We start from the raw sequence: 21,404 nt of genomic DNA, 5'->3' as shown, positions 1-21,404 counted from the left end.
TGGCTGTTGGGAAGTAAACTTACAAAATTATGTTAAATTGCTAATAGGTATTTTTACTTGTTTACTTTCTCAAGGTATTTCCCCATCAACAATATTTCCTTAACTTTGAAGCTAACCAATAATACATCTCCCTTTTCCCATGTCCAGTATCATTCAATTACTTCCTGACCACGTTGCCAACCAGATAGCTGCCGGAGAGGTGGTGCAAAGGCCGGCTTCCATTGTTAAGGAATTGCTTGAAAATGCTGTTGATGCCGGCGCTACTGAGATTAAACTCGTTGTGAAGGATGCCGGGAAGACCCTGGTTCAGGTAATAGACAACGGAAAGGGCATGAGCGTTACCGATTCACGACTGTGTTTTGAACGCCACGCTACCTCTAAAATCCGCCATGCGGAAGATTTGTTCTCCCTGCATACCAAAGGCTTTAGGGGGGAGGCACTGGCATCCATCGCGGCTATTGCACATGTGGAGCTGAAAACCAAACAGGAGCAGGACGAACTGGGTACGCACCTCATTATTGAGGGTAGCAAATTCATTTCCCAGGATGTTGCTGTGCTCCCGAAAGGAACCTCATTTTCCATAAAAAATCTGTTTTTTAATATACCCGCACGACGTAACTTCCTGAAAAGTGATACGGTGGAGTTCCGCCATATCGTAGATGAGTTTGAGCGCGTTGCTTTGGCGCATGCCAATATCGGTTTCCTGTTGTATCATAACGGCAGTGAGATGTTTAATTTGCCTGGCTCTAACCAGCGCCAGCGCATTGTGAATGTCTTTGGCGGACGTACCAATGAAAAGCTCGTTCCGGTCAGTGAGACGACCGAGATCGTAACCATACAGGGATTTGTCTGCAAACCTGAATTCGCTAAGAAGAACCGGGGAGAGCAGTTCTTTTTTGTGAACGACCGTTTCATAAAGAGTGGTTATTTGCACCATGCAGTTATGGCTGCATACGAAGGCCTGCTGAAAGACGGTTCGCAGCCGGGGTATTTCTTATACCTTGATGTACCGCCGAATACCATTGATATCAACATACACCCTACCAAGACAGAAATTAAGTTTGACGATGAGCATGCGCTCTATGCCATACTTCGTTCGGCGATAAAACACAGCCTTGGGCAATTTAATGTGGCTCCGGTACTCGATTTTGACCGTGATGCCAATCTGGACACGCCTTACACTTACGAAAGTAAAGAGGCAGTAATGCCCATAGTTCAGGTAGACAGGTCATACAACCCCTTTGCCGACGAAAAACAAGTCAGGACAAGCTCGGGTTCATCATCCTCATTTTCATCTGGCGGAGGCTTTTCTCCGTCATTCAAAAGAGAAAAAGCTCCTGTATGGGAAAGCCTTTATACAGGGCTGACCGAAGCTGCTGAAGAATTAACTCCGGTTAGCGAGATGAGCTTCGAATCGGAAGAAGTTACCGGTTCATTATTCAATGACCACGAAGTGGAGCAGGCGGTCCAGAAGACCTACCAGATTCATAAAAAATATATTGTGAGCCCTATAAAGTCGGGACTGTTGATCATCGACCAGAAAAGGGCGCACCAACGCATACTGTATGAGCAGTTCCTTACCAGTATAACCGTACACCATGCCGCCAGCCAACAGCTTTTATTTCCGTTAATGCTCTATTACAATAAAACAGAACTGGATCTCGTTGAAGAAATGCGTGGTGCTTTGGAAAATACTGGCTTTGTTTTTGCTGAGTTCAACAGTGACCATATTGTGGTGTCCGGATTGCCTGTAAATGTGGCCGAGAGTGAGGTTTCTATCCTTTTGGAAGAACTTATCAACGACCTGCAGCAGGAAGTGCCTGACAGCAGCTTCAGTCAGACTGACAGCATTGCGAAGTCGATGGCGCGAAGCCTGGCCATTAAAACAGGTATTGTAATGTCTGAAAAAGAACAGGAAAATATGGTCAACTCGCTTTTTGCCTGCAAAGAGCCGGGAGTATCACCTTTTAATAAACCAACTTTCATCACGGTAAGTGTGGAAGATTTAGATAAACGATTTGCTATATGATGCGTATTACGGAGACTGTTAAGCAGTTAATCATTATCAATATTTTGTTTTTTGTTGGCAGCTACCTTGTTGGTCAGCCCGCGAGCGATTATTTGGCACTGCATGCGCCAACAAGCGATAAGTTTCAGATTTGGCAGCTGATCACACACATGTTTATGCATGGTGGCTTAATGCATATCCTTTTCAATATGTTTGCATTATTCTCTTTTGGGGGACTACTTGAACAAATGTGGGGAGCAAAGAAGTTTATATTCTTCTATATCTCATGCGGATTAGGAGCAGCAGCGCTGCATTTGGGTATTAACTATATCGAAATACAGCAATTACTGCAAGGTGTAGCTGATTTAAATCTGCCATCGGATAAGATCCATGATATATTAAATCTAACTACACAGGATGGGATGCACTACAGGCCTGATATGTTCTTAAATGAGATAAAACCCATAATTGAAAATAGCGGTAAAGCCAGTATGTTTACTCAGGAGCATTTTAATACTCTTTTTGACGCTGCAAAACAAAACCAGGTTCCTATGGTAGGTGCTTCAGGTGCAATTTATGGGTTGTTGGTCGCTTTTGCGTTTATGTTCCCTAATGCCGAACTTATGATGATGTTCGTGCCTATCCCAATTAAAGCCAAATACTTTGTTCCCGGAATTTTGGCGCTCGATCTATTCATGGGTTTACGCGGGCAGTCTATTTTTGGAGGAGCAAGCGATGGCGTTGCCCATTTTGCACACCTTGGAGGAGCACTTATCGGCTTCATCATGATGTGGTACTGGAAAAAGAACAGTTTTAACCAAAATCGCTGGAATTAACCCATGGGTATTATTGACGATTTAAAAATGGAATACAGGATAGGCGGCATTACGCAAAAGCTTATCTACTGGAATATAGGATTATTTTTGCCTGTAATACTGTTCAGTATATGCAAAATTTTTCATGTCGATGTTTCTGCATTCGACTGGTCAGGTAATTATTATTCAGGCGACTGGTTCAGCCTTTCAAGCAATATTGCCGATTTAGCCTGGAAACCATGGTCCATCGTACTATATTCGTTCCTGCATTCAGGTTTTTTCCATCTGCTGTTCAATATGATGATGCTGTTCTTTGTAGGGAGACTGTTCTTAACTTTCTTTACGCAAAAACAATTATTAGGAGTTTATCTGCTTTCGGCTATTTTTTCGGGGATTATTTATATTTTAGGATATTCTTTTATACCGGCTTTTACGGGTCATGTTGCAGGGCTCACAGGTGCTTCTGCTGCTGTTATGGCTATTCTGTTTGCTGTAACTACATATTCGCCGCTTTATGAGGTGAGGCTTTTGCTTATAGGCAATGTTAAGCTATGGCATATAGCACTTGTTTTACTGGTAATTGACCTAATTAATATTTCCATCGAAAATCCAGGCGGACACCTGGCGCATATTGCGGGTGCTTTTTTTGGATTTATATACATTAAACTGCTTCAAAGCGGGACCGATCTTACTAAAGCTGTATCGGCTACACTTGATTTTTTTGCCACTATTTTTAAGCCGGGCAAGAAGACTCCATTTAAAGCAGTACACAGAAACACTGCCCCTTTACAAAGGGCGGCTGCTAAGCCCGAAAAGGATATTACGCAAAAACAGATTGATGATATACTGGACAAGATAAGTAAATCAGGATATGACAGCCTGACCAAAGAAGAAAAGGAATTTTTATTTAAAGTTGGAAAATAATTAACTAGCTTTGGATTGAAGCAAAGAATATGAAAAAGCTGTCAGGGTTTAATAAGTTGATGTTTGTGCTCAATATAGTGTTGACTGTATTGACATTCATTGCCTATATACTGCCGTTTCTGGCGCCTAAGCTTTTCCCGATATTATCGGTATTTACACTTGTAATGCCGCTGATGCTTGTCCTTAATTTTTTGTTTTTCATTTACTGGCTTTTACAGACTAAGCGACAAATGCTGCTATCAGGACTGGTATTGCTTTTAGGGATAACTTTTGTAAGCAAGTGCTACAGGTTCTCATCCAAAAACCTGCCCGAAGATAAAGCTGATTTTACACTTATGAGCTATAACGTAAGGATGTTCAATCTCTATGAGTGGCTTCCTGATGGCAATATTCCCCAAAAGATAAAAGATTTTGTGACCGAACAGGATGCTGATATCGTATGCCTGCAGGAATATACTAAACGTGGAAATGTAAAATTTCCCGGTTATAAGCATAAATTCATTTTTGGACGCTCAGGACTAACAGGGCAGGCGGTACTATCTAAATATCCCATAATCGACAGTGGCTATATAGAATTCCCTAAATCAGGGAATAATGTTGTGTTTGCAGACATCAAAAAAGGGAAGGATACTTTAAGGGTTTACAGTATGCACATGCAGTCGGTAAAAATTAGTCCGGATATCCACGAAACCTTAGATGAAGAAAAGTCTAAAATTATATTTGGCAGGTTGAGTGATGCTTTTAAGAAACAGCAGTTGCAGGCCGAATTGTTTGAAAAACATAAAAATGAATGCCATTATCCGATGATAATATGCGGAGATCTTAACAATAGCGCTTTTTCTTATGTTTACCGAAGCGTAAAAGGCAAGATGAAAGATGCTTTTGAAGAGGCTGGTAAAGGCTTTGGGAAGTCGTATAATTATAAATACTATCCGGCGAGGATAGATTATATCTTTACGGATAAGAGCTTAGACGTTAAGCAGTATACTACATTCGACACATTTGCCAATTCAGACCATTTTCCGGTAATGACACGCCTGGCATTCGAGAAAGAAGAAGAGTAATAATTATAATTCCTGATTCTTCAGGTACTCCATTGCATAACGGCCTTCATTGAATAGCAGGTCAAGAATGCTAAGATTGTTGATAAAGCCATGTTTCTCTTCAAATACCTGCGTATAAGGTTCAAATTGAGCAATGTCTTTCTTGCCGTTTGCCAAATGGCGGTAATCCTGAAAACCTTCCGCTTCATGAAAGTATTCACTTGTTTTAGCATAAGACAAATCCATTCCAAGGCATGATGTTACTATTTCCATAGCTTCAAAATTCAGATCCATCATAAACTCATGTTTTTTTTCGAACAGAGGCCTTATGTCATCTTCAAAGTACTCAAAGAAGGGTGAAGTCCTGTAAGCGGCTTCAAGCGATTTAAAATGCTGTTTCTGCCAGTCAAAAGCATGTTCAAGTCTAGTGTCTTTGAACTTTTGATTTGGTTTGCTGCTATGCTTCACCGGAATATTTAATAGCTGCTGTCCGTTAGGGCTGTATATATACATCCTGTTACGGTTGGTCTGCTTTTGGAAGTTATCTTCCACCTCAAAAGTTATAGCATCAGCTTTAACCATCGACACAAAATGACTGATAGATGGGAAGTATGTAGGGTGTATTAATATCATTGTTGATTTGGTGATGTGTTGAATCTGTTTATTTGGATAAAACTAAGAAGATTTGAAAGTGACCTATGTGATCATTTTCAAATCTTCAAATTGAATAATCTTTAAATTAAACTATACTTCTTTAGCCTTTTTCTTTTTCCAGAAATAACTTCCTACAAACCAAAGTGCAAGAGCACCAAGGAAATATTTGAAATAAGATACCGGTGCACCGTCGCCTCCTACTGTAGTAAAGAATCTCTCCCAACGGGGTTTCATCTTTCCGTCCAGGCTCATCCAGATGAATACCGGCTTGCCTACAATATGGTTTTCAGGGACAAAGCCCCAGTAGCGGCTATCCTGAGAATTGTGGCGGTTATCACCCATCATCCAGTAGTAATTCTGTTGGAAAGTATATGAAGTGGTCACCTGTCCGTTAATGCGAATCTCATCACCATTAACCTTAAGGTCATTGCTTTCATATTCCTTAATGATCATTTTATAGAAAGGAAGTGTCTCTTTGTTAAGCTCTACTGTTTTTCCTTTTTCAGGAATGGTTATTGGCCCCATATCATCAACTGTCCATTCTGGCTTGCTGTGTGGGAAGATTGCGGTTCCTTCATCGCCTGCTTTAACCTGACGCTTCGTTACCGATTTTACGCCCGGATAGCTTCTTAGCCTTTTGGCACTGTCTTTTGTCAGCGAATAGAAAACATACGTACTGTCGTTTATTGGTCCGTGGCCGTCAGTTACATCCAGTTCTTTCTGAAGATATTGTTCATTGATCGCTGTACCTTTTTCAACAATGGCAAAATAAGAGTACTGAGGTTTAGCCCTGTCAGAAAGTATAAGTTCCTTACCATTTATGTAAACCAATCCGTCTTTAAGCGAGAAAACATCCCCAGGAGTAGCCACACAACGTTTTACATAGTTTGATTTTTTATCAATAGGCTTTCTAATGCCAACACTATGGTTGTCTTTCCAGTTGGTAACAGTATCTATAGGCCAGTTGAACACAACGATATCATTTTTTTGCACCTTTTCAAATCCGGGGAACCTGAAGTAAGGCAGCTGAGGCCAGTTACTGTATGATTTTTTATGAATTACCGGTATACTGTCATGTACCATTGGTGCAGCTATTGTGGTCATGGGTGTTCGCGCACCATAGTTGAACTTACTCACGAAAAGGAAGTCGCCTACCAATAGAGTTTTTTCCAATGAAGAAGTAGGGATGGTAAATGGCTGCATTATATATGTATGTACAATTGTAGCAACCACAACTGCAAACAAAAGCGAGCTTAGGGTGCTGTCTTTTGTTTCTTCTTCGGGATTGTATTTTGCAGTTCCGCTGTAGTTTAGTGCATAGATATATAATCCAAGCGTAACTATACCAATAATTTTATCAGTAGATGATTTTTTACCGAAAACGCTTAGTGTAAGTACCCATACAACAGGGAACATGATAAGATTTACGATGGGCACAAATAGCAGGATGGTCCACCAGCGCGGCCTGCCAATGATTTGCATCAATACCATTGCATTATAAACAGGTACTGCGGCTTCCCACGGTTTCCTGCCTGCTTTTTCATACAATTTCCAGGTTCCTAAAAAGTGTACTACCTGTACAGCAAGGAAAAATATAAACCATTGTAATAGTGTCATCGTCTGTAAATTTTATATATATGTATACTTTCTTGTAAAAATGTTACTATAAACCTAAAACATCTTTCATTGTATAGACACCTTTTTTGCCAAAAATCCATTCTGCGGCCACAACTGCTCCAAATGCAAAACCTTCACGGCTATGGGCAGTATGTTTTATTTCGATAGAATCTACTTCCGAATCATAGAACACACTGTGTGTACCAGGAACTCCTTCTTCGCGTTTGGCATCGATTAGTATTTCGTCGGCTTTGGCATTTTCAAGTGCCCAGCTAGAATAGTCTGAATGTGTAATGATGTCTTTCGCCAGTGATATTGCAGTTCCGCTGGGAGCATCAAGCTTTTGCAGGTGGTGTATCTCTTCCATAGATACTTTGTACTGCTTAAGGTTTGACATCATTTTAGCAAGGTAGTCATTCAGTTCAAAGAAGATATTTACGCCAAGGCTAAAATTTGAACCATAAATAAAAGCCCCTTTTTTATCTTCGCATAGCTGAGCCATATCATGATAATGTTCCAGCCATCCCGTCGTGCCCGATATTACCGGGATATTTCCGTTAAGGCAAGCGGAGATATTGCCTACAGCAGCATCAGGAATACTGAAATCTATGGCCACATCGGCATTTTCAAGGCCGTCAAATGTATCATCGGCATTTTTTCTCAATACTATTTCATGGCCTCTTTCCAGAGCGATTCTTTCAATCACTTTGCCCATTCTTCCGTAGCCTAATAATGCAATTTTCATGTCTTAAAATTGGTAACTGAGGTTTAACCCCATATTATACTTGTAATCTGTATCGCCCTGAATCATTTGCGGACGAAGCGACAGGTTTTCGTTAACGTTAAACTGCATAAGGTGGGCATTAACATTTGCTTCCACAATCTGCAGGATATAAAGCCCTGCTGTAAGCAGTGCACAAAGATCACGGTTTTTTTGATGGCCTTTTTGGGCACGTATAAGCCTGTCCGGATCATTAATGCCGGCTAGTTCACCTGTAAGCGTCTTACCTTGCAGCAAGTCTCTGTAAGCATCCCTGTATTGGTGGTATTTTTTATTATTCCAGGCATAGATACCTATGGTAGTTCCCATCGCGCCCCATACTATGGGTGCTTTCCAGTATTTTTTATTGTATATCTGCCCTCCGCCGGGAAAGATGGCCGAGTAAAATGCGGCTTTTGCCGGAGCAAGCGGATTAGGGGGAGGGTAGTTTTGAGGGAGCTTTGTGCTATCTTTTTCTATAACAAGCGTTTGTTCGTCCTGTGCTTTTGCACTGAATGATAAAAGCAGGAAAACAGATATGAATATAAATGACAGCTTCTTCACTAACCGTTTATAAGTTTAATGATTCTGTTGAAGTCTTCTTCTGAGTGAAAAGGGATGGTGATCTTTCCTTTTCCTTTACCATCAACTTTTACGTCAACTTTTGCTCCAAAGAAACCTGTAAATGCTTTTTTCTGCTCGTCCTCAACTGCAAATGAGCTGCTCTTAACTGCTTTTGGCGCAGATGGCAACAGGCTTTCGTGATAATTTTTCACCAATGCCTCAGTTTCTCTAACCGAAAGATTCCCGCTAACGATCTGCTGGTAAATATCTGCCTGCGCATCGTGGTCTTCAATATTGATGATAGCACGGCCATGGCCCATACTGATGAACCCGTCGCGGATGCCGGTCTGGATTATCGGGTCAAGTTTAAGAAGGCGAAGGTAGTTGGCAATAGTAGAACGTTTTTTACCTACACGATCGCTCATTTGCTCTTGTGTAAGCTGTATCTCGTCAATAAGCCTTTGGTAAGAAAGAGCTATCTCTATAGGGTCCAGGTCATGGCGCTGAATATTTTCAACTAACGCCATTACAAGCGACTCGTTATCGTTTGCTATACGGATGTAGGCAGGTACTGTAGTAAGTCCTGCAAGTTTAGAAGCGCGAAGACGTCGCTCACCCGAAATCAGCTGGTATTTGTTGTAGTCCAGCTTTCTTACGGTGATAGGCTGTATCACACCAAGCTCTTTGATTGATGTGCTAAGTTCCTGCAGCGTGTCTTCGTTGAAGTTGGTTCTCGGCTGAAATGGGTTTATTTCAATGGCATCAAGTTCAAGCTCAATGATATTACCAACAACTTTATCTGCATTTTTATCCTCAACCGACTTGATGTCGTTTTCAGGATCTTTTAGTAATGCTGATAAACCCCTGCCCAGTGCTTGTTTTTTAATTGCTTTTGTCATAAACCTACTCTTGTACTACTGTGTTTTTCTTAATGATCTCCTCTGCAAGGTTGATGTAATTTACTGCTCCCTTGCTTGTTGCGTCATAATTGATGATGCTCTCGCCAAAACTTGGCGCTTCGCTAAGCTTAACGTTACGTTGTATAACGGTGTCAAATACCATGTCGTGGAAATGTTTCTGAACCTCTTCCACTACCTGGTTAGACAGGCGTAGGCGTGAGTCATACATGGTAAGCAACAGGCCTTCTATGTCAAGCTGCGGATTGTGTATTTTTTGTACGCTTTTTATCGTATTCAATAGTTTTCCAAGTCCTTCAAGGGCAAAATATTCGCATTGGATAGGAATAACAACCGAATCTGCCGCTGTAAGGGCATTCAGGGTTAGTAGTCCCAGTGAAGGAGCACAGTCAATAAGGATATAATCATACTTGTCCTTCACGCTTTCCAGCGCCTGTTTAAGCATGTATTCCCTGTTTTCTTTATCTACAAGCTCGATTTCGATAGCTACCAGGTCTATGTGTGCAGGTATTACCCAAACATTGGGTGCTGAACATTCTATAGTAGCCTCCTCTGGCGTGTTGCTGTGTTCCAGTATCTGGTAAGTACCTATCTCTATGCTTTCTACATCAATGCCAAGGCCGGAGCTGGCATTTGCCTGAGGGTCAGCATCTATCAATAATACCTTTTTTTCCAGTACTCCAAGCGCTGCTGCAAGGTTTACAGAAGTCGTTGTTTTTCCTACGCCGCCTTTTTGGTTGGCTATGGCAATAATCTTACCCATTTATGTTTGTAAATTTTGAACCGTAAAAATACAATTATTTATGGTTTATGAAAATGGAATTTGTTAACATTAGACAAATAAAAAAGCCCCACGCCAAAGGGTGGGGCTTTTAAAGTATGGCTGACTGGTTTGTAGCTTATTGTACAATCAGTTTTTTAGATTCTGAATAGTTTCCTGATTCAATTTTCACGATGTACATACCTGCTGAAAGAGCTGAAAGATTAAGGTTTTGAGAACCTTGGTTTAGCTCACCAGAGAATACTTTAGCACCTGTAAGGGTATATATGTTTACTGTGCCGTTTGCTTCAAGATTGTGGCTGATAGTTACATTTCTGTCAGCTGTTGGGTTAGGGTAGATGCTGAAAGACGTTTTGTTAAGGTCTTCAATACCTGTAACAGTTTCAGACCATTTTACGTTGTCTAGAGCTGCTGCACTTGTAGCTGAATCTGATAGGAATTTGAATGCAACATATTTTTGAGTTGCTGACGCAGGGATAGCGATATTGCCATGTGTTTCAACTGTTCCTGTTAAAGTTATTGCAGTTCCTACAGCTTCAAAAGTTGTAAGGTCAGCAGGGTCTGTAAGTGTTCCTACCTGTACTGTTACGTTACCAGGAGGAACGCTGCCGTTAAATCCAAGTTTGTAAGCATCGAAAGAAAGTGTGTGGTTTCCGTCTATTGTAGATAATTCAGGTGTAACAAAGTAACCCGGTACATTTGCACCTCCCATGTGTGTGTAGTAAACAGCATACTGGTTGCTTGCATCTGTTGTTTGTGCAGTATATAACCATGGTCCTGCAGGTGCAGCTCCATAAGCATTCCAGCAGTTTTGTGGAAATGCATCTGCAGATGTAGTAGTCATTACGAAGTCAGTAAAGTCTTCGTTAAGTGTTTCCTGAGCAGCACAAACTGTAGGAGTTACGTCCCATACTACATTGTCAAGCATTGCAGCAGTGTGTTCAAGAGTTCCACTGAATCTGAAAGCAATATATTTAGCTGTTTCCGAAGCTGCGATCTGTCTTGTGTAAGACTGGTTTTCTCCAAGGGTAATTAAATCACCTACTGCTACGAATGTAGAGTAATCGTTAGCGATTGTAAGTGTACCAACCTGAATTGTAGCTGATGACCCCTCTGCTGTTCCGGCATCCATACCAGCATCGAAAGTAAGCTGATGGTTACCATCTATAGTTGAAAGTTCAGGTGTAACTACGTAGCCATCTACATTTGGACTTGTGAAAGAGTAGAAGTTAGCATATTTGTTGTCATTGTCTTCTTCCTGAGAGATAAAGAACATTGGAACACCTGCATTTTTTGACCAGCAGTTAAGAGTTAAATCATCATCTGTAAAATTGCTGAAATTTTCGTTAAGGGTTTCAAGTACAGTACATGTAGCAGGTACGCCTTTCCATTTAACGTTGTCAAGTTTAGCTACATTATGAGCTCCTGTTGCAATCACTTTGAAAGCGATGAATTTTGCAGTCTCAGATGTAGGAATGAGAATATTAGTATAAGGTGTAGAAGCTGCTCCAAGAGTTATCACTTCGCCAACATTTGCAAAAGTTGTATAATCTGCAGCATCAGTTAGTGTTCCTACCTGTATTGTTACAGTTCCAGGTGCTCCCGGAGGTGCAAATGCGTCAAATGATAATGCGTGGATACCATCGATTGTGCTAAGTTCCGGAGTTACAAGGTAAAAAGGTGTGTTTGGTGTGTCACCTGAATAGAATGATACATTTCTAAGAGTTCCTGCATCAGCATTGTTTACGTAGATGTTAGGATGTACGTGGCTTGCTGTCCAGCATTTCTGTGGAAAAGATTGTTGGTCAAACGTAGAGAAGCTTTGGTTAAGGGTTCCTACCGGTACGCTACAGTCCTGAGCCATAGCAGCCAGCGAGAAACAAAGTAATCCTGCTGAAAGTAGAATTTTCTTCATGGGTGTTTATTTAGATTTATTAAGAATAAAATTTCAGGGCAAATATATTAATTTATTTAGACTTAATATAAATAAATTAAAAAATAGATGTAAGAAAATGTCGGGTATAATAAAACGCTGTAATCACAATTAAGTATTACAGCGTTTTATTATGGGGAAAAATTATTTATTCTTTTTTGCCTTAATCATAGCCTCGAGCATATCCCACATTTCTTCAGGAATGGCTTCAAGAAGATTGAATTGCCCTGCACCTTTTAGCCATTCGCCACCGTCTATGGTAATTACTTCGCCATTTACATAAGCAGAGAAATCAGAAACAAGGTAAGCGGCAATATTGGCCAGTTCCTGATGATCTCCCACGCGTTTTAAAGGTACTTTTTTTGCCAGGTCGAATTTCTCCCTGAGGTCGCCCGGTAATAATCTGTCCCACGCGCCTTTAGTTGGGAAGGGGCCCGGTGCTATCGCATTAGTGCGTATTCCGTATTTAGCCCATTCTACAGCGAGGCTGCGTGTCATGGCGAGTACACCGGCCTTAGCCGTTGCGCTCGGGACAACATAGGCAGATCCTGTCCACGCATAGGTCGTTACTATATTTAGTATAGTCGATTTTTCCTGTTTGGTGTCAATCCAGTGTTTTCCAAAAGCCAGTGTACAGTTTTTAGAACCTTTAAGTACAATGTCAATTACTGTGTCAAAGGCATTAGCAGATAAACGTTCTGTTGGAGATATAAAGTTTCCGGCTGCATTATTCAATAGCACATCAACTTTTCCATATGCTGCCAGGACTACCTGAAGCATATTTTCTACTTCTTCATAATGGCGCACATCGCACTGTACAGGGAGGCATTTACCTCCTGTCTCTTCTTCAAGCTCTTTTGCTGTTGTTTGCAGTTTTTCAAGATCACGTGAAGTAATGGCTACCCTGGCTCCAAGTTCCATGAAATATTTTGTCATCGATTTGCCAAGGCCACTGCCTCCGCCTGTAACTACTATCACTTTATCCTGGAGGGCGTTATCCCTTAACATTTTATCAGTATATGCCATGATGATTTTTTTAAGTTTTGTAAATGTATTAAATATTATGCATGCATTGTATATTTTAAGGCATTAAAAAATTAGCGTTGCCATGTGTTATATGTGCATACATCAGGTCTTGCTTAATGATTGCTAAAGTTATTGTTTGATGGTATTGTTGCATAATAATTCCGGATTTTTAACGGTAGTTAAAGAAGACAGGGTTTCAATAAGAAAAGACTTTACACTATCAAACTCATTTTCTGTAAAAAGGGGAGCTCCAAGGCCAAATATAGTTTCTTCTTCAATTGTATTAATAAATAGTTGCGCTTTTACTTCTTTATTTTTGTCATCGGGTAGATAAAAATACCAAAAAACAGCTGTTTTGTCTGAATTAAGAAGTAGTACTTCGGGATAAACATCAAAAGAATGCTGGCGAAATTTACTGCGCAAATAATCTGTTTCTCCTGCAATATATGACAATAGTATTGTTTTGTCGTTATCTGCTTTGCCAGAGTATTGCTGTTTGCTTATAAGTGTATACTGCAAAGCCATATCATTTACATTAAGTATATCATGCTGGCTGCTCAGGTCTATGTCGCCTGTAAGCTTAATGGCATAGTTTTTTTTACTGTCGGGAATTATCCAATATGATGTTTTATCGCTGCATTTTATTAAGCTTTGTGCTGCCATATTGGTTGCTAAAAGAGCCTGAATGATTGAAATAAAATAGAAGAAAGATTTCATGATCATGAAGTTAAAAGCAATTTTAGCCTAAAACTATATAAATGTAACTAAAATTTGTAAATTGTGAAAGTGTTGATAACTAATATGTTGAGGGGTGATTAATGTTAATGTTAAAATTATTCATTTTTTAACTCTTTACCTTTCAAATAAGTGTTTTATCTTCAACCTTCCAAAACTACTAAATAGATCGAGCATGAAAATTTTAATAGCAGATGACCACAGCGTGGTGAGACAAGGTGTTTCATTAATGTTAAAAGATACTTTTGACCATGTAGAAGTTGAGCATGCGGATAGCTTTTATGAAACTCTCAACTTTGTTAAAGATGTTGAATTTGACCTTTTGTTGCTGGATATCAATTTGCCGGGAGGCGATAATGTCAGCATGATAGCCGATGTGCGTGGGCTGCAAAAGGATCTTAAAATACTTATGTTCTCGGCCTATGAAGAAGAGCAATATGCTTTGCGTTATCTTCAGGCGGGGGCACAGGGCTATATAAATAAGCTGAGTTCCGAAGATAAGATTATTGAAGCTGTAAATGAGGTTGTAAATGGAGGTGTCTACTTTTCAAAATCTATTGATGTTGTTGCTTCAAAAGATATTAATCCTTTAGATACACTATCAGCTAGGGAGCAGGAGATTGCAGGGATGTTGGTTAAAGGCGAAGGTAATCTTGAAATAGCTAATAAACTTGGAATAGGTATGTCTACAGTAAGTACTTATAAGAGCAGGATATTCGAAAAGCTGGGTGTTAACAATGTTCTGGCAATGGCCGAAAAATACTGGCATTATAAGAGCTAATTGTTTTGAGTAAATGATATTGTGATGGTAGTAGATTTATCTTCTATAGATGTTATTGTCAGTTTACCGGCAATAATAACAGAAAGCTCTGCAATCATGTGAAGTCCCATGCCATTTTGTTTTTTTGGCTCATGTTTGCCTTTAAAAAGATCACTGTAGTAATCTGCCATTTCGGGTTTCATTCCTTTACCGGTATCGGTAACGCTTATTGAAATACTGTTGTCGTTCTTTATCGACTTTATAGATATAGTCCCGCCAAAAGTGTTTTTAAGTGCGTTATCAAGAAGATTATGCAGTATTATAGATAAGAGGTGCCTGTTTACGGTTATGAATAAATGGGCATCTGTTTCATTTTTAAGGGTCGTTTTTGCGGCGGTAGCTATATTCTTAAAAAAGGCTATCTTTTCATGTGCCAGTGTATGTAGAGAATAGGGTTCTGATTCGCTGTTATTCAGGTCGGTTTCTTTCGCATACTCAAGAAAATTGTCTACAAAGTGATATAATTGCGATGACGAAGTATGTATTGCTTTGACATCGTTTTTTTCTATAACTCCTGATTTTTCAAGATTGTTATATAAATATTTACCTGTTATGGCTATAAACTTAAGCGGACTTTTAATGTCGTGTGTTATGGTCTTAATAAGGTTCTTGTGGTTTTTTACCTGCACACTCAGGTCTTCTTTAGTTTTTCTTAAGGTAACTACTGTAGACTGTAGCTGCTGAGTTCTTAATACTACCTGTTTTTCCAGTTGAATATTCTTATGCTTAATGTAGCGGATCCTTAGTTTAACAGATATATAGATAACCAGTACACCTAATGCTATAAGTAATGCAGTAAACCATCCTGTTTGCCAAAAAGCGGGAGTTACGCTAAAATAATAGTCTTTATAAATGTATTTGGAGCCAAAACCCGAAAGTTTTCTTATTTGTAATTTGTATTCTCCGGGAGGCAGGGTAGAGAAGGAAACATTGTTTTCTGTCAAAGGCGTCCAGTCCTGGCCTACAGGTCCTTCAAGTCGCGATTCAATGTTCTGGTTGTAAGGATTTCCAAAGAATGGGCTGCTAATGAAGAACTTAATTTTTCCAAAGTTTCGGTTAAATGCTAAATTTTGCGTATCGTGGTATACTATAGAGTCTGCTTCGGCGTGATCTAAGAAAATGTCGCCCGAAGGCTGTCTCTTCTGGGCGTTTTCAGGATTGAAATATACTACACCATCCATTGATGGAAAAAAGATTGTCTCATTATTTAAGTTGACTCCACAAGGGCTACAGCCGCCATTAAACTCATTATTAAGAAAGCCGGAACTCTTATTATAGGCATGGTAATACACCTGTTTAGATGTATTGTCGGCATAGTTGTAAAGGTCTTGTTTTTTAACCACAAACAACCCCTGGTTGGTGGTTATCCACATAAAACCCTGCTTGTCTTCCAGGATACAATGGGCTGTCAACAGATATCCATTCCTGTCTTTTGGCATGTGGGTTATCTTTCCATTCCTGTAGAGGTAAAAACCATTGTTGTACGTGCATATCCATGTTTCTCCGGTTTTAGGAGTATAGAAATTCCTCACCTGCGATTTTCCAACACTTTTAACTCTTTGTGTCTTTTTTGTGGTTAAATTAATCTCATAAAGTCCTTCCCATGTTCCGCACCAAAGTTTGTTTTTGTTGATCTCCAAGATGTCTGATGGAGGGAAGTCGAGGTTTAACAGTAGTTTTGGTGATGGGCTTTGTTCGTTGGGGTTTATAATGTAGAGCACCCCTTTGTTTGGTACTTTATTATATAAGCCTATGCCTATGTAAATACTGCCATCGCTGCTTTTTGTCAGCCGGTTAATTACATTTTCGAATTCCCATTGCTGATGTTCTTTAAAGTTACTTTTCTTACTGAACCGGTACAGGAAATTATTTTTTTTAGTCCAGACATCACCATTCTTATCAAGCAGTACGACATATTTATCGGTGTAACCGCCAATGTCTATGAGTTTAGTGGTTCCATCTGTGCCGAAAATTTCTCCGGTTGAAGCGAGAACGTTGCTGTTATCAAATTTGGTAAGGGCATAATATACATCGTCACTGCCTGTACTGTGATGCAGAATTGTACTGTTATGGCTAAAGTCGTTGGGTTTTACAACCAAAAGCCCTTTGTTGGTGCTTCCTAAAAATAGTATGTTGTTTATCTCATCATAATAGGCAGAGACTATATTGTTATGCTGAAAATTAAAATTACTGAAAACAAGCTGTGCTTTAATTTGTCCGTTTACTTCTTTTAAGAAAAACAGTTTGTCATCAGAATATAAAAATGTTTGTTGGGCAATATCATTTGAATATAGCTTAATCTTTTTGGTAAAGCCGGTTCCAAATTTTTTATAACTCTGATTTATCTCTGAGAATAAAGAATATTCATTTCGTTTATTTAATGTATACAGATTACCTGAGCTTACAAAAAACTGAATAGAATCATTGTTTGGAAATTTTTTTTGTATCGATAGTTTATAATTAGAATTATACAGGCTCATGCTGTCCATAGAGAAAGTGTACGTCTGATCCTTTACAGAGAAAGCAATTTTTTTGCTTTTTCTTGAAGAAATGTTTCTGTTTATGAGGTAGGCATCCTGACTTAATACTACAAAGAATTTTTTATGAGTTACTGTGTCCAGGCTTTTTACGGTTCTCTTGTTTATCAGTAATATTTCCGATCTTTCATTTAATATGATGATACTGTCTTTTTTGATGCTGCCGGCAAAGAGCAGCATTCTGTTTGAGCTAAGGCCTTTTATATTTTCAGAATTGTATGTCTTGAAGTTTTGTCCATCGTACCTAACGACTCCGTTTTCGGTAGATAGCCATATGTAACCATATTTATCAGGCGTAATAGATTTTACGCTGTTTTGAGGTAAATGCTTACTGTCAGCAGAAAACCATTCTGTATGATAGTTTTCCTGTCCAAAAGAAATATGGCTGATAACTAAAAATATCAGAAGCCTCAGATATGGTTTATTAAGAAAAATCATTGTTGATTAAGGAGGATAGTAGGTCAAATATACTAAAGTACTCTTTTATATATTCAGGATTGATGAAAAAAAATTAAACTCTTATGCTCAAAGAATAATATGTGATAGGGTATAGGTGAGATTTGATATTCATGTTTGAGTTTGTAAGGGTTTGCTTAAGAATTTTAAATTAATAGTGTGTCTACCGATAGTAATGATAAGTTAACCGATTTTTTTTTATTTTAAAGCTTGGTTCTCATACATTTGACCTGTGTATGTTAGTAACCGATAACGTTGTCTGTCTATAGTTTATCTATGTCCAATTTTCTAAGGATGAAGCATTTTCTAGTTGCATTTAACGTTTAATTAAGAATTTTGTCGCATCTTTGCATAATAATTTACAATTAAAATGAACAGTAAGCTGCCCCCAAAGTATACTATTCTATTTTTATTACTCTTTATTTCAATCTCGAATAAAGGAGAAACCGCGCTTACGGGCGCAGAGCTTTACCCTGCCCAAACGGCAACTGCGGGTGAGGCTTTTTGTATTTCTACCCCTCATTCTACAATTGTTTCTGATAACTGTTTTAAAACAGGTTCATCGGCTTTAGAGTCTTATCAATGGTATGCTGATATAGTTCGCTATATCTGATACGAAGGGATTTAATTACACAAGGGCAGTTTTTGTTATTTGGTTTTAAGTTATGTTGTTGTGCTTGTCACATCGATATGAAGTTTTGGTGCTTTGGCATTAACGAAATAAGAAAAATAATTAGCATACCCCCAATAATAATTAAATTTTAATGACGATGAAAAAACTATTACCTGCATTGTTAACACTTATGGGCGCCTATACGGCAAGCGCTCAGGTGGGTATAGGTACTAATAACCCTAATCCTTCTGCTCAGCTTCAGATAGTTTCGGCAGATAAGGGTGTTTTAATACCACAGGTTCAGTTAACCAGTACAACTGATACTACTACAATTACTACGGGTAATGTGCAGAGTTTATTAGTGTACAATATCACTACCAATGCTAACATCAAACCTGGCTACTACTATTGGAATGTCAATAAATGGTACAGATTATTGAATGATGAAGACAGGGACGATCCGGCTCCGCCTGCTGAATCAATTATCGTTGATAATGGGGATGGTACATATACTTATGTAAATAGTGATGGAACAGTTACTACAATAGATATTCCGGGTCGTCAAACTCTGACTTACCTGGTTTATGATCCTGCTACAAAAACATTAACCTATACAGCCGAAAATGGGTTAAATACAGTGATCGATCTTGATGCAGCAATTAAGGCTTCTGAAACTCTAACTACTTTAGTAAATAATAATAATGGTACTTACACCTATACTAACGAGGCTGGTACTGCAACAGTAATTACAAATACAACTAATGCCAGCCTGAGTATAGCAGCAGGTCATCTTGTTCTTACCGATAGCGAAGGTGCTACAGTATCTGTTGCTCTTTCGACTCTTGGAGCTACTAATGCTACACTTACAATAAATAATAACGGTACAACAACTAATAATCAGGATGATACATTAGTGCTTACTGATAATAACGGAGTTGAGGTGTCAGTTCCGTTATCGGCGATTAATATTGTAACTACTCTTGTAAATAATAACGACGGTACTTATACATATACAAATGAGGCAGGTACTGCAACCGTAATTACAAACACAACGAATGCTGATCTTAGTGTAGCTGCTGGAAACCTTGTTCTTACCGATAGCGAAGGTGCTACAGTATCTGTTGCTCTTTCTGCACTTGGAGCTACCAATGCTACACTTACAATAGACAACAACGCAACGCCGGGTAATAGCCTTGATGATACATTAGTGCTTACAGACAGTAACGGTGTTGAGGTGTCAGTTCCGTTATCGGCGATTAATATTGTAACTACTCTTATAAATAACAACGACGGTACTTATACATATACAAATGAGGCTGGTACTGCAACAATAATTACAAATACAACCAATGCTGACCTTAGTGTAGCTGCAGGAAATCTTGTTCTTACCGATAGCGAAGGTGCTACAGTATCAGTTGCTCTTTCTTCTCTTGGTGCTACTAATGCAACGCTTACGATAAATAATAATGGTACAACAGGCAATAGCCTTGATGACACATTAGTGCTTACAGACAGTAACGGAGTTGAGGTTTCAGTTCCGTTATCAGCAATCAATATCGTAACTACTCTTATAAATAACAACGACGGTACTTATACTTATACGAATGAGGCAGGTACTGCAACCGTAATCACAAACACAACGAATGCTAACCTTAGTGTAGCTGCAGGAAACCTTGTCCTTACCGATAGCGAAGGTGCTACAGTATCTGTTGCTCTTTCTGCACTTGGTGCTACAAATGCAACGCTTACGATAAATAATAATGGTACAACAGGCAATAGCCTTGATGATTCATTAGTGCTTACAGACAGTAACGGAGTTGAAGTTTCAGTTCCGTTATCAGCAATTAATATTGTAACTACCCTTATAAATAATAACGACGGTACTTATACTTACACGAATGAGGCTGGTACTGCAACGGTGATTACAAACACAACGAATGCTGACCTTAGTGTAGCTGCTGGAAACCTTGTCCTTACCGATAGCGAAGGTGCTACAGTATCTGTTGCTCTTTCTGCACTTGGCGCTACCAATGCTACACTTACAATAGACAACAATGCAACACCAGGCAACAGCCTTGATGATTCATTAGTGCTTACAGACAGTAATGGAGTTGAGGTTTCAGTTCCGTTATCGGCAATTAACATAGTGACTACTCTTGTAAATAACAACGACGGTACTTATACTTATACAAATGAGGCTGGAGTTACTACTGTTATAGATAAAAATGCGAGTGCTCTACCTTATAACAATACAACATCAGGTCTTACTGCGACAACTGTGCAAGAAGGTATTGATGAGCTGAATACAAAAATAACAAATCAGGTAAACAGCCTTGAGTTAAAAGATAACTTTAATGGTACAATTTCTCTTGTGGCTCCTGATGGTTCGGATTTAGGAACTATTAATAAAGCTGATCTTTCTTATAATGTTGCTACCGGTAAATACACCTTTACTAATGGAAACGGAGCAGATGTGCAGTTTGGTGGGGAAAACCTTGCCGCATCTGATGGTTCTATTGAAGTAACAGGAGGTGTAGCTGCTTTACTTGCCGCTGCCGGAATAAAAGTTGCTGATAGTGGAATTACTACGGCAAAACTTCAGGATGGTGCTGTAACGGCAGTTAAATTAGGAGCAGATGCATCCGATGTGAACAAGGTCGCTACAGTAAATGCTGACGGTACTGTAACTTACCAAACAGTAAAAGCTGAAAATGTAAGTATAGATAACACCGTATCAGGCCTTGCAGCAACAGACGTTCAGGGAGCAATCGATGAGATTGTAGCCAACACGAACACACAGTTGGGTAACTTTGAACTTGCAGAGAACAACGACGGCAGCTTCTCACTTATCGGAGCAGACGGTACAACAGTATTGTCAACGATTCAGAAAGGCAGCCTTACAGCTAATGTGGACGGCACCTATACTTTTGACAACAATAACGGTACACCTGTAACTTTTGACCCATCGAAAGTAAACCTTAGCGTAAGCAACGGAGTGTACACTTTCACTGATAATGCAGGTGTAAGCCTTGGTACTATCGATGTAAATGCAAGCGCACTACCATTCAGCAACACCGTATCAGGCCTTGCAGCAACAGACGTTCAGGGAGCAATCGATGAGATTGTAGCCAACACGAACACACAGTTGGGTAACTTTGAACTTGCAGAGAACAACGACGGCAGCTTCTCACTTATCGGAGC

General features: G+C 39.4%; 17 protein-coding genes. 7 read left to right on the top strand and 10 right to left on the bottom strand.

The genetic code is table 11. The features are described 5' to 3' along the window. Positions 1 to 139 precede the first annotated feature (139 nt). From mutL to ACX0HA_RS15775, 4 genes are read left to right on the top strand one after another with little or no spacing between them, the layout of a single operon-like run. Positions 140 to 2,029, top strand: coding sequence for a DNA mismatch repair endonuclease MutL (mutL, locus tag ACX0HA_RS15790; RefSeq protein WP_458846272.1), 1,890 nt, complete (start codon positions 140 to 142; stop codon positions 2,027 to 2,029). Next, entirely contained in the window at positions 2,026 to 2,844 is an 819-nt protein-coding gene (locus tag ACX0HA_RS15785) for a rhomboid family intramembrane serine protease (protein WP_458846271.1), read from the top strand. The genes mutL and ACX0HA_RS15785 overlap by 4 nt, the downstream gene beginning before the upstream one ends. Positions 2,845 to 2,847: 3 nt before the next feature. Continuing rightward, positions 2,848 to 3,747, top strand: coding sequence for a rhomboid family intramembrane serine protease (locus ACX0HA_RS15780; RefSeq protein ID WP_458846270.1), 900 nt, complete (start codon positions 2,848 to 2,850; stop codon positions 3,745 to 3,747). 29 nt (positions 3,748 to 3,776) lie between these two features. After that, complete coding sequence (locus ACX0HA_RS15775; protein WP_458846269.1) at positions 3,777 to 4,811, top strand: endonuclease/exonuclease/phosphatase family protein; 1,035 nt, start codon at positions 3,777 to 3,779, stop codon at positions 4,809 to 4,811. 3 nt (positions 4,812 to 4,814) lie between these two features. Here the strand turns inward: ACX0HA_RS15775 and ACX0HA_RS15770 are convergent, their stop codons facing one another. From ACX0HA_RS15770 to ACX0HA_RS15730, 9 genes are all read right to left on the bottom strand, one after another. Then, positions 4,815 to 5,423 carry a WbqC family protein gene (locus tag ACX0HA_RS15770; protein ID WP_458846268.1) on the bottom strand — a complete coding sequence of 203 codons (609 nt, stop codon included), beginning with the start codon at positions 5,421 to 5,423 and terminating at the stop codon, positions 4,815 to 4,817. Positions 5,424 to 5,534: 111 nt separating this feature from the next. Next, the gene (gene lepB / locus ACX0HA_RS15765; RefSeq protein ID WP_458846267.1) at positions 5,535 to 7,061 is read right to left on the bottom strand and encodes a signal peptidase I; all 1,527 of its coding nucleotides are present in this window, start codon (positions 7,059 to 7,061) and stop codon (positions 5,535 to 5,537) included. Positions 7,062 to 7,107: 46 nt separating this feature from the next. Then, the gene (gene dapB, locus ACX0HA_RS15760) at positions 7,108 to 7,806 is read right to left on the bottom strand and encodes a 4-hydroxy-tetrahydrodipicolinate reductase (protein ID WP_458846266.1); all 699 of its coding nucleotides are present in this window, start codon (positions 7,804 to 7,806) and stop codon (positions 7,108 to 7,110) included. 3 nt (positions 7,807 to 7,809) lie between these two features. Then, positions 7,810 to 8,385: a DUF5683 domain-containing protein gene (locus ACX0HA_RS15755; protein WP_458846265.1), complete on the bottom strand. Its 576-nt coding sequence runs from the start codon at positions 8,383 to 8,385 to the stop codon at positions 7,810 to 7,812. Then, positions 8,385 to 9,284, bottom strand: coding sequence for a ParB/RepB/Spo0J family partition protein (locus ACX0HA_RS15750; RefSeq protein WP_458846264.1), 900 nt, complete (start codon positions 9,282 to 9,284; stop codon positions 8,385 to 8,387). Before ACX0HA_RS15750 ends, ACX0HA_RS15755 begins: the two co-directional genes overlap by 1 nt. A 4-nt stretch (positions 9,285 to 9,288) precedes the next feature. Beyond that, the gene (locus tag ACX0HA_RS15745; protein WP_458846263.1) at positions 9,289 to 10,065 is read right to left on the bottom strand and encodes a ParA family protein; all 777 of its coding nucleotides are present in this window, start codon (positions 10,063 to 10,065) and stop codon (positions 9,289 to 9,291) included. A gap of 136 nt (positions 10,066 to 10,201) precedes the next feature. After that, positions 10,202 to 11,998 (bottom strand): T9SS type A sorting domain-containing protein, encoded by a 1,797-nt coding sequence (locus ACX0HA_RS15740; RefSeq protein WP_458846262.1) that lies wholly within the window; start codon positions 11,996 to 11,998, stop codon positions 10,202 to 10,204. Positions 11,999 to 12,160: 162 nt separating this feature from the next. After that, entirely contained in the window at positions 12,161 to 13,042 is an 882-nt protein-coding gene (locus ACX0HA_RS15735; RefSeq protein WP_458846261.1) for an SDR family oxidoreductase, read from the bottom strand. Between the two features lie 129 nt (positions 13,043 to 13,171). Further along, the gene (locus tag ACX0HA_RS15730; protein ID WP_458846260.1) at positions 13,172 to 13,759 is read right to left on the bottom strand and encodes a hypothetical protein; all 588 of its coding nucleotides are present in this window, start codon (positions 13,757 to 13,759) and stop codon (positions 13,172 to 13,174) included. A 193-nt stretch (positions 13,760 to 13,952) separates the two neighbouring features. On the opposite strand from ACX0HA_RS15730, the gene ACX0HA_RS15725 reads away from it, so the two are divergent. Further along, on the top strand, positions 13,953 to 14,558 hold the full coding sequence (locus ACX0HA_RS15725; protein WP_458846259.1) for a response regulator transcription factor: 606 nt from the start codon (positions 13,953 to 13,955) through the stop codon (positions 14,556 to 14,558). On the opposite strand, the gene ACX0HA_RS15720 is transcribed toward ACX0HA_RS15725, so the two are convergent. Next, complete coding sequence (locus ACX0HA_RS15720; protein WP_458846258.1) at positions 14,555 to 17,572, bottom strand: sensor histidine kinase; 3,018 nt, start codon at positions 17,570 to 17,572, stop codon at positions 14,555 to 14,557. The two genes, ACX0HA_RS15725 and ACX0HA_RS15720, sit on opposite strands and share 4 nt — an antisense overlap. Before the next feature lie 388 nt (positions 17,573 to 17,960). On the opposite strand from ACX0HA_RS15720, the gene ACX0HA_RS15715 reads away from it, so the two are divergent. Both ACX0HA_RS15715 and ACX0HA_RS15710 read left to right on the top strand, forming a co-directional pair. Further along, positions 17,961 to 18,203 (top strand): hypothetical protein, encoded by a 243-nt coding sequence (locus ACX0HA_RS15715; RefSeq protein WP_458846257.1) that lies wholly within the window; start codon positions 17,961 to 17,963, stop codon positions 18,201 to 18,203. 157 nt (positions 18,204 to 18,360) lie between these two features. After that, positions 18,361 to 21,404 (top strand): beta strand repeat-containing protein (locus ACX0HA_RS15710; RefSeq protein WP_458846256.1); only part of this gene is annotated, 3,044 nt, incomplete at its 3' end.

It is taken from the genome of Flavobacterium hauense, assembly GCF_054457175.1.
This window is presented reverse-complemented; position numbering and strand designations above follow the sequence as displayed.

Excerpts from the sequence above, each read along its gene's own strand:
- ACX0HA_RS15775 (WP_458846269.1), top strand. The coding sequence starts at position 3,777 with ATGAAAAAGCTGTCAGGGTTTAATAAGTTGATGTTTGTGCTCAATATA.
- dapB (WP_458846266.1), bottom strand. The coding sequence starts at position 7,806 with ATGAAAATTGCATTATTAGGCTACGGAAGAATGGGCAAAGTGATTGAA.
- ACX0HA_RS15740 (WP_458846262.1), bottom strand. The coding sequence starts at position 11,998 with ATGAAGAAAATTCTACTTTCAGCAGGATTACTTTGTTTCTCGCTGGCT.
- mutL (WP_458846272.1), top strand. The coding sequence starts at position 140 with ATGTCCAGTATCATTCAATTACTTCCTGACCACGTTGCCAACCAGATA.
- ACX0HA_RS15725 (WP_458846259.1), top strand. The coding sequence starts at position 13,953 with ATGAAAATTTTAATAGCAGATGACCACAGCGTGGTGAGACAAGGTGTT.
- ACX0HA_RS15770 (WP_458846268.1), bottom strand. The coding sequence starts at position 5,423 with ATGATATTAATACACCCTACATACTTCCCATCTATCAGTCATTTTGTG.
- ACX0HA_RS15715 (WP_458846257.1), top strand. The coding sequence starts at position 17,961 with ATGAACAGTAAGCTGCCCCCAAAGTATACTATTCTATTTTTATTACTC.
- ACX0HA_RS15780 (WP_458846270.1), top strand. The coding sequence starts at position 2,848 with ATGGGTATTATTGACGATTTAAAAATGGAATACAGGATAGGCGGCATT.
- ACX0HA_RS15745 (WP_458846263.1), bottom strand. The coding sequence starts at position 10,065 with ATGGGTAAGATTATTGCCATAGCCAACCAAAAAGGCGGCGTAGGAAAA.
- ACX0HA_RS15750 (WP_458846264.1), bottom strand. The coding sequence starts at position 9,284 with ATGACAAAAGCAATTAAAAAACAAGCACTGGGCAGGGGTTTATCAGCA.
- ACX0HA_RS15785 (WP_458846271.1), top strand. The coding sequence starts at position 2,026 with ATGATGCGTATTACGGAGACTGTTAAGCAGTTAATCATTATCAATATT.
- lepB (WP_458846267.1), bottom strand. The coding sequence starts at position 7,061 with ATGACACTATTACAATGGTTTATATTTTTCCTTGCTGTACAGGTAGTA.
- ACX0HA_RS15730 (WP_458846260.1), bottom strand. The coding sequence starts at position 13,759 with ATGAAATCTTTCTTCTATTTTATTTCAATCATTCAGGCTCTTTTAGCA.
- ACX0HA_RS15720 (WP_458846258.1), bottom strand. The coding sequence starts at position 17,572 with ATGATTTTTCTTAATAAACCATATCTGAGGCTTCTGATATTTTTAGTT.
- ACX0HA_RS15735 (WP_458846261.1), bottom strand. The coding sequence starts at position 13,042 with ATGGCATATACTGATAAAATGTTAAGGGATAACGCCCTCCAGGATAAA.